This window comes from Belnapia moabensis DSM 16746, from assembly GCF_000745835.1.
GTDB lineage: Bacteria > Pseudomonadota > Alphaproteobacteria > Acetobacterales > Acetobacteraceae > Belnapia > Belnapia moabensis.
Genome location: NZ_JQKB01000138.1, coordinates 1 through 8,137, shown reverse-complemented (window position 1 = coordinate 8,137; position 8,137 = coordinate 1). Strand labels below are relative to the sequence as shown.

Here is an 8,137-nt window from a genome sequence, read left to right as displayed (position 1 = left end):
CAAGCCCAGCTCGTCCGGCGTGTGACGGCGGATCAGCGTCTGCACCTCAGCTTCCTGGGCCGTATCCAGCAGGCGCTGTTCGTCGGGTTTGCGGCCGCGCGGCTTGCCGACCAGCCCTTTCGCGCCCTCAGCTGCAAAGCGCTGGCAGATGTTGATCACCCCGGTCCGGCTCAGCCCGACCTGCTCGGCAATCTCCCGAAAGGTCAGGCCGCGCTGACGAAGCCCGACCACCTGCCGCCGGCGCTCTTCCTGAGCCGCCGCGGGCAGCTTGCGCATGTCCACGTGCCTCATGCCCGCGAACTTGGATCCCCAGTCAATCAGATCAAGACAATGAGGGCCGCATCAATAACCAACCCAACGTTCCGCTGGGACAGATCCTCCACAATTCGGAGCAAATCGGCTGCCGATCGTGCAAGTCGGTCGGGCTTGCATACAAAGAGCACGTCGTCTTCCCGCACGAAGCGTAGGCATTCCTGCAGCTTCTCGCGTTTGCCGACGCCGCTGACCTGCTCGCTGTAGATGCGCTCGCAGCTGTGTTCCTGCAGTTGGCGCAGCTGGGCGTCGAGCCCGGCCTGCTGTTCGAAGGTGCTGGTCCTCGCGTAGCCGACGTGCATGTGTCCCCTCTCTCGTATCGCGTGCGGTTCTCGGACACGATGCGGCCGGTGTCGCGGAGGGGCGACCGAAGAGTGTGCGCGACGTTCCGGCGGGTCGCGCGCGGGCAAGCCCTATTGCGACATCTCGATCAAGGCTCGGCGATGGCTTCCTTCGCCGATGCCGGCACATCCCCCTCACCGAGCAGCCTCGCTGCATGGAGCGCCCAGAGTATGGTAGCAGGCATGCCCTGATCCTCATCGATTGCTCGAGGCAAGAACCGCTACCGCGCCGTCTGCTTCGCCCGCTTCATCCCAGTAGCCATTGACAAGGCGGAACTGAACCAGAGCACTCCCGTTTCGGTTCGGCCGATGCATGATGGATTAGGATGGACAATGGTAACCAACCGCAGCCGTCTGGAGCTGTTCGCCCGCCTCGGCTACGGGGCTCGGGGCGCCGTGAACCTACTGATCGGCCTTCTGGCGCTGCTCGCGGCATTTGGGCGGGGCGGTGGAACCGCTGGTTCGAAGGGCGCCCTTCAGGCGCTCCTCTTCCAGCCTATGGGTAGTCTTCTCCTCGCCGTTGTAGCGCTCGGCCTGTTCGGCTTTGCCCTCTGGCGCAGCATCCAAGCGCTCTTTGACGCTGATCGGCTCGGCCATTCCCCGCGCGCTGTGGTTGTCCGTCTTGGGCAGATAATTTCTGCGGTCGTCTATGCTGGCCTGGGCGTGTTCGCGGCGGGTCTGATCATTGGCTCGGGCAGTGGGTCCGGGGAGGAGCAATCTGCCCGCGACTGGACCAGATGGCTTCTCGCACAGCCCTTTGGCCGCTGGCTTGTTGGCGCGGTCGGCGCGGCGATCGTAGGCGCCGGCCTTGGCATGGCGTACAAAGCATGGTCCGGCTCTTTCGCGCGCCACCTGACCTGCGATGGAAGTGCGGCAACCTGGGTAATGCCGCTCGGCCGGCTGGGGTACGCGGCCCGTGCGGTTGTTTTCCTCACCATCGGTGGCTTCCTCATGCTCGCCGCTTACCAGTCTGACCCAAGCGAGGCGCACGGCCTTGGCGGTGCGCTACTGGCCTTGCAGGAGCAACCCTTCGGCCGGGTACTTTTCGGACTGGTGGCATTCGGCCTTGCCGCCTTCGGCGCATTCGAGTTCGCAGAGGCAAAATTCCGTCGCATCGATGCCACAGGTGGGCGCGACGCCCTCGACGCGGTGAGAGCCCGCCTGCCGTAAAATGCTGATGGAGAGTTGGGCTGGGCAGCAGGCGCTCAGCAGTGTTCAGGTTTCCCGCGCCTCGGTAGGAGATGCTGCAGCGTTGCTGAACGCCCCCGGCGGCGGCCTACGTTGCGCGGGGAAAGATTCTTGTGAGTTTGGGTTGGAGCAGGAGGTGAGTGGAATGGACGGCGCGAAAATGATGCGGGCCGCGGTCCTGATCGGCCCAGGGCAGGTGCGGGTGGAGGAGATCGTCATCCCGCAGCCAAGGCCAGGGCAGGTTCGCATCCGACTGGAAGGGTGCGGCGTGTGCGCGTCCAATCTCACCCCCTGGGCCGGACCGGAGTGGATGCAGTTTCCCACCGAGCCTGGCTCGCTCGGGCATGAGGGCTGGGGCGTGGTGGACGCCGTCGGGGAGGCTGTGGAGGGACTGTCGGTTGGGGACCGAGTGGCCGCCCTCTCCTACAACAGCTATGCCGAGTACGACCTGGCCGACGCAGAGGCAGTGATACCCCTTCCGCGCTCAGTGGCTGCATCCCCCTTCCCCGGCGAGCCCCTTGGCTGTGCGATGAATATCTTCCGACGAAGCCAGATCGAGGCGGGGCAAACGGTCGCTATCGTCGGCATAGGCTTCCTCGGCGCCATCCTCACCCGACTGGCCACCAATGCCGGGGCGCGGGTGATCGCCATCTCGCGGCGTCCCTTCTCGCTCGACCTGGCCAGGCAAATGGGCGCGGCCGAGACCATCCCGATGGAAGACCACCACGCAATCATCGGACAGGTGAAGAAGCTGACCGGCGGCGGCTTCTGCGACCGCACTATTGAGGCCGTTGGCAAGCAATGGCCGCTCGACCTAGCCGCAGAGCTGACGCGGGAACGCGGGCGTCTCATTGTGGCCGGCTACCACCAGGACGGACCGCGGCAAGTCAACATGTGGCTCTGGAATTGGCGCGGCCTCGACGTGATCAATGCGCACGAACGCGACCCGACGGTCTATGCGCAAGGTATCCGCGAAGCGGTAGACGCGGTCGCGTCCGGCCGGCTCGACCCATCGCCGCTCTACACGCACCGCTTCCCGCTAGAACGATTGGGGGAAGCTCTCGACGCCACCCGCGACAGACCGGACGGCTTTCTTAAAGCGTTGGTGACTCCCTGATGCCGCAGATCCTGACCAGCACAGCACCGGATCGACCAGCCCTCGCGCGCCCGCGCCTCGGCTTTCTCGGCGTCGGCTGGATTGGTCGCCACCGGATGAAGGCTATCCTCGAGACAAACGCGATCGAAGTTGCGGCAGTGGCCGATCCCTCGCCCGAGATGGCTGAGGAGGCCCGCCGGTTAGCTCCTGAAGTGAAGCTAGTTGCGACACTGGATGACCTACTGGACGAGCAGGTGGATGGGATTGTGATTGCCACACCGAGCGCGTTGCATGCGGAGCAATCCATCCGGGCGCTTGAGCGCGGCGCCGCAGTGTTCTGCCAGAAGCCACTTGGCCGGACCGCGGCGGAAGTACGAGCCGTAGTCAGTGCGGCCCGCAAGGCAGACCGCCTGCTGGCTGTGGATCTCTCCTATCGCTTCACGGAAGGGATGCAGCGCATCCGCGAGGTTGTTCAGTCCGGAGAGCTGGGGCGCATCTATGCGGTCGACCTCGTCTTCCATAACGCATACGGCCCCGACAAGGACTGGTTCTATGATCCTGCGCTCTCGGGTGGCGGCTGCGTCATGGACCTCGGTGTTCACCTGGTCGACCTCGCGCTATGGACGCTGGACTTCCCCAGCGTCAGCCATGTCTCAAGCAAATTATTTGGGGATGGCGAGCCGCTTGGCATCCAGCCTGACCGGGTTGAGGACTATGCCGTGGCGACACTGGAGCTGTCCACCGGCGCCGCTGTGCGGCTCGCCTGCTCCTGGCGTCTTCACGCGGGATGCGACGCCGTCATCTCTGCCTCCTTTTTCGGAACGGAGGGCGGAGCGGCGCTGCGCAATGTGAATGGCTCCTTCTATGACTTCGTCGCAGAGCGATACCGTGCTACCGCGCGCGAAGGGCTGACCGAGCCGCCCGACGAGTGGGGCGGACGCGCAGCAGCGGACTGGGCTAGGCGCCTCGCCACTGGATACCGCTTCGACACGGCGGCAGAGCGACTTGTGGAGGTTGCTGGCGTGCTGGATCGCATATACGGACGGTAGCCTCTGACACTTCCACCTGGCAGCGACTGGGAACACGTTGGCGCATTGGTTCTGATGTCGGACGAGGATGCGTACTCGGAGGCTCGCTTCGCCATGGTTGAGCTGCAGGAACTCGCCTTTCAGATCACCTGCGCACTCCGCGCGGAGGAACCAGAGCCTCTACCTGTGAAGCTTTGGCATCAGTCTCCGGACAGTGCCGCTCACCTCGTCCGGGCGGTGATCGAGGAATGCCGCGACGCTGATGTTAAGTTGGAGAGGGTTAGAGTCGACCGGTATGTGGCGGTGGCACTGCATGGACCTCCCGGCCTGCAAAGTTGGTTTCACGACGGAGTTCGCGTGGAGATCGATGACGCGCTGTTCCAAGTTGCCAGATTTCACGGCTCGGCGTGATTGGATTTCAGGGCGGTGATAACGATGCTTGCAATCACCACCTTTTGGTATGGCGAGGTACGGCCATCAGTCCGCACCGTTTCCCTGTGCATTGGGTACTTACACCACATGCCGGACTGGGAACGCACCAGCGCAATGGGCTACAAATTCTGAATGACGCAGGGGCGCGAAGGGTATTGATGGAGTGGGCCGCAAAGGAGGGCGGCCTCATGACTCCAGAAGAACTGCTCCGCGCGCTTGCAGGCTTCACTGGCTCTGACACGCTCACCCGCCATGGCCTGACCCGCCGTGTTCTAATGTCAAAAGGTGTCGTGTTGCTTGCCGAGCAAGCTCGGACTCACTGCCTCACCGACCTGATCGTCTCCCATCAGGTCGACCCAAGGGTACGATTTGAGCCCTTCCAAGTCTGGACCCTGACCGTCGACGCCACTACCCGCAGCGCAGTTGCCACGATGACCGACGGCAACTCCAAGCTGCCAGTCACACAGCAAGAGATCCCTTGGACCGACTTCCCGCTGCCGGAAGTCACGCTCTGGTTGGTGCAGGAGGGCGAGCTCTGGATCATGCTGCTGCCCGGTGAATATTGAGGCTGATGCGAGGGTACCAGCGCGCGAGCTGGCTTTGGGCCAGCTCTTATTGCCAGTACCGCAGCACGCTGCGTACGGAAATACTTAAAGCATTATAGTGTTTTCGTACGCCGTAATCTCGCCAATAAACTAAGCTGCCTTGATAAAGCAAGGCTTATATAAGAGCATACCAGCCAACATTTTACTGCATGACAGAACGGGGCTGAGCTCGGATTTGCTGGGATAAATACCTGTGTGGGAGGGGCTTTGTTCCTTTTTCACTTGGCGGTGAGCTTTCTTGTTTTGGCTCCTCTCACAATCACTTGCCGAGTGAACGCGTCGCCAAGCGCGGGGAGATCCAAGGAATTAAGAACAAGAAAGCACCACAATGCTCATCAACTCCGTCGACGCCCTAGCGGGCGCGGGCAAGACCCACACTGCCATCGAATACGCAATCGAGTGCGCCAGAAAGGGCGACAAAATCGCCATTGTCCAGCCATCAAAACATCTCATCCAACAGAGCTACAATCAGGCGGTTCGGGCGGCACCAGACGTCATGGTCAGGCGTATCGATAGCGGTACCCACCCAATGCAGGTGCGCACGGCTCTGATCAACCACCTCAACCGGCCTTTTCCCGAAGGCGAGATCCTCTTCCTAACCCACGCTGCATTCCTGAGCCTGCCGTACTGGCACAATCCGGGTGGCTGGCACATCATCATCGACGAGATCCCGAACGTCGTCGAGGATCTGTCCCGGCGCGTCCCCGTCAGCCATGTCACTTTGACCCGACATCTCGAGCTACACGACCGCAACCATGCCTATGGCCGTGTCGAAGTGCGCGAGGACGCAAGGCCGGCATTGCGGGCCATTGCGGACAACGAGCTGGACGATGAGGCGGAAGAGGTCTTCGCTGCGGCCGCCGGCCGAATACTCGACCCCAACTGGACGGTGTTTGCTAATACCGCCAGCTTCGGGAGGATCACCCGCGGCGAAGCTACGATGGAGCAGAACTCCCTCAAGCTATTCGGTCTCATGCTGCCCAGCCTTCTCGGCGGCTTCGCATCAGTGACGGTGATGGGCGCGATGTTCCATGAGAGCGTGCTCGCCATGGTGTGGCGCAGCTATGGCGTGAACTTCCAGCCTCACCCGGTGATACAGCCACGGCTGCGGTACGGTAGCCATACCAATGGTTCCTTGCTGACCATCGAGTACCTATGGGAGCACAACTGGAGCAAGCGGTTCCGCGACGACAAGCTCCCCGATGGACGCACCCTGCTGGAAGCATCGGTCCAGTACGCTAGTGCCACTATGGCCGGCAAGAAATTCATCTACGTCGCCAATCTGGACTGCCAGCACGAGGTCAGGGTGGACCTGCCAGGTGGGACTCAGGTCTCCTCAGTCTGCCACGGGCTGAACACATATGCCGACATCCACAACTGCGTGTTCCTCAGTGCGCTCAAGTTCACGGGTGACAGGTACAAGTGCCTGGAAGCCATGGACGTCAGCCGGGATGAACTCGATCGCGCGCATTACCTGCAGTCTGTATACCAGGCGGTGATGCGCACCAGCCTGCGCGACCATACCAGCACCAACCCCAAGCATATTGTGGTTATGGACCGGATGGCTGCAGATTACCTTGCCTCTCATTTCCCAGGTGCGGCCGTTCGCAAAGCTTCAACGCCTCGGACTAAAAGTGGGGATATAGGGCGCCCACGTAAATGGAGGGATGAGGCCGCGAGGAAGCGCGCCGAGCGTAAGCAGGCCCGCATCCTCACTGAGCTGATGGCGCTACATGACGAGGCTCGGAACTGCGTTTCCGTTATCCCTAGCATCTTCAGCCGCGATGTCCTCCACCATGAGGTGACATCGAATGAGGTGCTAATGCGGGAGCTCCGCTGCGCCCTCAACACGGAGATCAACGACAAGCAGCAGAATGTTCTCATCAGCCCGGCCTTGTTCGACACGAACAAGGGTGGCGAGACCAGCCGTGGTCTGGGGAACGTCGCTCAGGTCTACGGCATCTGGCTCGACAATGATGGCGGAGACCTCAGCCCCGAGGCGCTGCATGACATCTTTCCTGGGCTTTGGATGGCCTGCTTTTCGACGTACAGCGGTGGCGATCGCTACCGTGTCTTCATCCCGGCCAGTCAGCCCATGTCGGTGGAGGCTGACGCGGCAATCAAGCACATGATCTTTGATCAGCTTGCCCAGGCCGGCTACCACGATGCGAAATCCGGCAAAGGTAGGCATCATGGCTTCGATATGTCGAAGCTCACGGCATCCAGCCTGTTCTTTCTGCCATGCAAGCGAGCCGGTGCAGAGATCTTCTTCGTTGAATACCCGGGCGAAGAGTTGGACCCGCAGACGTGGATCGCACGACCAACGGTGTCGGGTCTCTTCGACGAGCCGGAACCTATCGTGCTGCCGAGTTTGCCGGCGCCTACGCTTCTTCCCCAGCGAGCCTCCAGCGCTAGCGGCAAGTTGCAGAATGTTCGCGCTCAACTGGCCTCAAACGATAATGTCGTTGAGCAGGTGGATGAGGCAAGGCAGTCATACCTAGCCACGCCGAAGGGCGTGGGTCTGCGTAATGTGGCGTTCTTCAAGTTTGGCGCCAAGCTGAAGCGGCTCGGCCTCGATCTCTCCGGTGTTGAGCAACAACTCCGGGAGACCGCGGACGACGCCGATCGACGTAAGCAGATCAAGAGCATCATGCGAACGCTACGGCGGCATACCCAAGAACACACCGGAAAGTGCTGATACGCCGGTTTATCTGGCAGTAAGGTTGGGTTGGCCTGCCCTGGAGCGCACCAGATTAGGAAGCCAGTTACCCCAAGGGTGCCAATCGCAGAATCGCGCAAGGAAAAAATCCTGCGCGATTTGTTTGAGCAGCATTCTTAGCTTGGCTTTGCACGTGCCGTGACGCTCGCGTGCCATCATGGCGGGCGGCAGACGATGAGCAGCAATCGCTCGATGAGATCGGCTGAGACATTCTGTGCTGTCCCGGCCAGCGGCGAGGTAGCAGAAAACTGCGCGCGCCAGAGCTCGCGGCGCACCAGCACGAGAGCGTCGCTGAAGGTTGGTAGCGACTTGCGGTACCAGCGCACACACTCGACCAGCGGTCCACGCTCGGCGGCGAGTTGGTTGGCCCACAGCGTCACGAGTGAGAACAGGGCGAACAGCGCGGGCGTGGTGCG

General features: G+C 61.8%; 9 protein-coding genes. 6 read left to right on the top strand and 3 right to left on the bottom strand.

Annotated features, from left to right (window positions below; all coding sequences use genetic code 11):
• Both EP26_RS28365 and EP26_RS28360 read right to left on the bottom strand, forming a co-directional pair.
• Positions 1-276 (bottom strand): helix-turn-helix domain-containing protein (locus EP26_RS28365; RefSeq protein ID WP_211259596.1); only part of this gene is annotated, 276 nt, incomplete at its 3' end.
• A gap of 41 nt (positions 277-317) precedes the next feature.
• On the bottom strand, positions 318-614 hold the full coding sequence (locus EP26_RS28360) for a recombinase family protein (protein WP_043344309.1): 297 nt from the start codon (positions 612-614) through the stop codon (positions 318-320).
• Between the two features lie 372 nt (positions 615-986).
• Here EP26_RS28360 and EP26_RS28355 point away from each other — a divergent pair, with 372 nt between their 5' ends.
• From EP26_RS28355 to EP26_RS28330, 6 genes are all read left to right on the top strand, one after another.
• Positions 987-1,823 (top strand): DUF1206 domain-containing protein, encoded by an 837-nt coding sequence (locus EP26_RS28355; protein WP_043344307.1) that lies wholly within the window; start codon positions 987-989, stop codon positions 1,821-1,823.
• Positions 1,824-1,986: 163 nt separating this feature from the next.
• Positions 1,987-2,958: an MDR/zinc-dependent alcohol dehydrogenase-like family protein gene (locus tag EP26_RS28350; RefSeq protein WP_043344305.1), complete on the top strand. Its 972-nt coding sequence runs from the start codon at positions 1,987-1,989 to the stop codon at positions 2,956-2,958.
• Positions 2,958-3,986 (top strand): Gfo/Idh/MocA family protein, encoded by a 1,029-nt coding sequence (locus tag EP26_RS28345; protein ID WP_043344303.1) that lies wholly within the window; start codon positions 2,958-2,960, stop codon positions 3,984-3,986. The genes EP26_RS28350 and EP26_RS28345 overlap by 1 nt, the downstream gene beginning before the upstream one ends.
• A gap of 54 nt (positions 3,987-4,040) precedes the next feature.
• Positions 4,041-4,376: a hypothetical protein gene (locus EP26_RS28340; RefSeq protein WP_043344300.1), complete on the top strand. Its 336-nt coding sequence runs from the start codon at positions 4,041-4,043 to the stop codon at positions 4,374-4,376.
• Between the two features lie 209 nt (positions 4,377-4,585).
• Positions 4,586-4,963 carry a DUF6876 family protein gene (locus EP26_RS28335; RefSeq protein WP_157033888.1) on the top strand — a complete coding sequence of 126 codons (378 nt, stop codon included), beginning with the start codon at positions 4,586-4,588 and terminating at the stop codon, positions 4,961-4,963.
• A 367-nt stretch (positions 4,964-5,330) separates the two neighbouring features.
• Positions 5,331-7,700 (top strand): DEAD/DEAH box helicase family protein, encoded by a 2,370-nt coding sequence (locus tag EP26_RS28330; protein ID WP_043344296.1) that lies wholly within the window; start codon positions 5,331-5,333, stop codon positions 7,698-7,700.
• Positions 7,701-7,876: 176 nt separating this feature from the next.
• Here the strand turns inward: EP26_RS28330 and EP26_RS36495 are convergent.
• Positions 7,877-8,137: hypothetical protein (locus EP26_RS36495; protein ID WP_043344293.1), on the bottom strand; the 261-nt coding region annotated here is incomplete at its 5' end.

Excerpts from the sequence above, each read along its gene's own strand:
- EP26_RS28335 (WP_157033888.1), top strand. The coding sequence starts at position 4,586 with ATGACTCCAGAAGAACTGCTCCGCGCGCTTGCAGGCTTCACTGGCTCT.
- EP26_RS28350 (WP_043344305.1), top strand. The coding sequence starts at position 1,987 with ATGGACGGCGCGAAAATGATGCGGGCCGCGGTCCTGATCGGCCCAGGG.
- EP26_RS28340 (WP_043344300.1), top strand. The coding sequence starts at position 4,041 with ATGTCGGACGAGGATGCGTACTCGGAGGCTCGCTTCGCCATGGTTGAG.
- EP26_RS28345 (WP_043344303.1), top strand. The coding sequence starts at position 2,958 with ATGCCGCAGATCCTGACCAGCACAGCACCGGATCGACCAGCCCTCGCG.
- EP26_RS28355 (WP_043344307.1), top strand. The coding sequence starts at position 987 with ATGGTAACCAACCGCAGCCGTCTGGAGCTGTTCGCCCGCCTCGGCTAC.
- EP26_RS28330 (WP_043344296.1), top strand. The coding sequence starts at position 5,331 with ATGCTCATCAACTCCGTCGACGCCCTAGCGGGCGCGGGCAAGACCCAC.
- EP26_RS28360 (WP_043344309.1), bottom strand. The coding sequence starts at position 614 with ATGCACGTCGGCTACGCGAGGACCAGCACCTTCGAACAGCAGGCCGGG.